This is a genomic window from Streptomyces sp. UH6 (genome assembly GCF_013421635.1).
Classification (GTDB): domain Bacteria; phylum Actinomycetota; class Actinomycetes; order Streptomycetales; family Streptomycetaceae; genus Streptomyces; species Streptomyces abyssomicinicus.
The window spans coordinates 1-1418 of the sequence record NZ_JACADT010001236.1 but is presented as its reverse complement, the minus strand read 5'-3'; the positions used below and the strand labels follow the sequence as shown (position 1 = coordinate 1418).

The 1418-nt window shown below is 74.0% G+C and carries 1 protein-coding gene; it reads right to left on the bottom strand.

Features of this window, described 5'->3' with window-relative positions:
• Window positions 1-870 (bottom strand): serine/threonine-protein kinase (locus HW445_RS30890; protein WP_180224090.1); only part of this gene is annotated, 870 nt, incomplete at its 3' end.
• Window positions 871-1418 lie beyond the last annotated feature (548 nt).

Genomic DNA, 1418 nt, shown 5'->3' with positions numbered 1-1418 from the left:
CGCACCGTCCTCACGGCCCGCGGGCCGCACCTCGCCCAGCCCCTGCGCCTCCCGCGCAGCGATCTCCTTCAGCCGCAGCGACAGCTGCAACGTCGTCGGCCGCTGCTCCGGATCCTTCGCCAGACAGGCCCGCACCAGCGGCGCCAACGCCCCCGGCACGCCCCGCAGCTGCGGCTCCTCGTGCACCACCCGGTACAGCATGACCTCGGAACTCCCGTGCCCGAAGGGCGAGTCCCCGGTCGACGCGTACGCCAGCGTCGCGCCGAGCGCGAACACGTCGGTGGCCGGCGTGACCGCCGCCCCCCGCACCTGCTCGGGGGCGAGGAACCCCGGCGAGCCGACCGCCGTGCCGACATGGGTGAGCGTGGAGGCCCCGGTCGCCCAGGCGATGCCGAAGTCGATGATCCGGGGACCCTTGGGGGAGAGCAGGATGTTGGACGGCTTGAGGTCCCGGTGGACCACCCCGGCCTCGTGGACCGCGACCAGCCCCTCGGAGAGCGCCGCGCCGATCGCCGCGACCTCCGCCGCCGGCAGCGGACCCTCCTCGGCGACCTTGTCGTGCAGCGAGGGCCCGGGCACGTACTGCGTGGCGAACCAGGGCCGCTCGGCCTCCAGGTCCGCCGCCACCAGCCGCGCCGTGCAGCCGCCCCTGATCCGCCGGGCCGCCGACACCTCACGGGCGAACCGCGACCGGAACTCCTGGTCCTCGGCCAGGTCCGGCCGGATCACCTTGAGGGCGACCCGCTGGCCCCGCCGGTCGGAACCCAGGTAGACCACGCCCATCCCGCCCGCGCCGAGCCGCCGGTGCAGCCTGAACGAGCCGACGACGCGCGGGTCCTCGCGCCTGAGGCGCATCATCGCCATGTTCATCCCCGCTGCCCGGTCCGTCTGACGAGCCACCAGCTTACGTTTCCCGGCCGCGCCGCGCGTTCAGGCCGCGCCCGCTCACCCCTCCGGGAACGCGTTCGTGGGCTCGAGGCTGCCAAGATGCCGCCCCCGTAAGGGGTTTGGCGACCATGCCGGGACGTGAACCACGTCACTCGCCGTCCCCCCGAAGCAGAAGCCGCGGCCTGCGCCTCTCCACCCTGGGAAGTAGCCGGGACGGCCGGATTCATCCGGGGGCATGACGACCGGAACACCCTTCCACGAAAGGATGCGGAGTGTGGCCACGCAGTCGTCGTCCGAGGGTGTGGTGCCGGGTCGCCGAGCGCGTCCCGGGCCCGGAAGAGCGGTCCGGGTGGGGACATCAGCCCTGACGAACCCCGTGGGGACGGGGGTACGACGGACGGCACCACGCCGGCGCGGCGCGATCGTCGCGCCGGCGTGGAGTTTTCGGGGGCCTCGCCCCGCCAGGTCGTCCTCGGCCGCACCGTGATCCACTGCCCGCGTACGCTCACCGCCATGCCGGCAGACCTCCA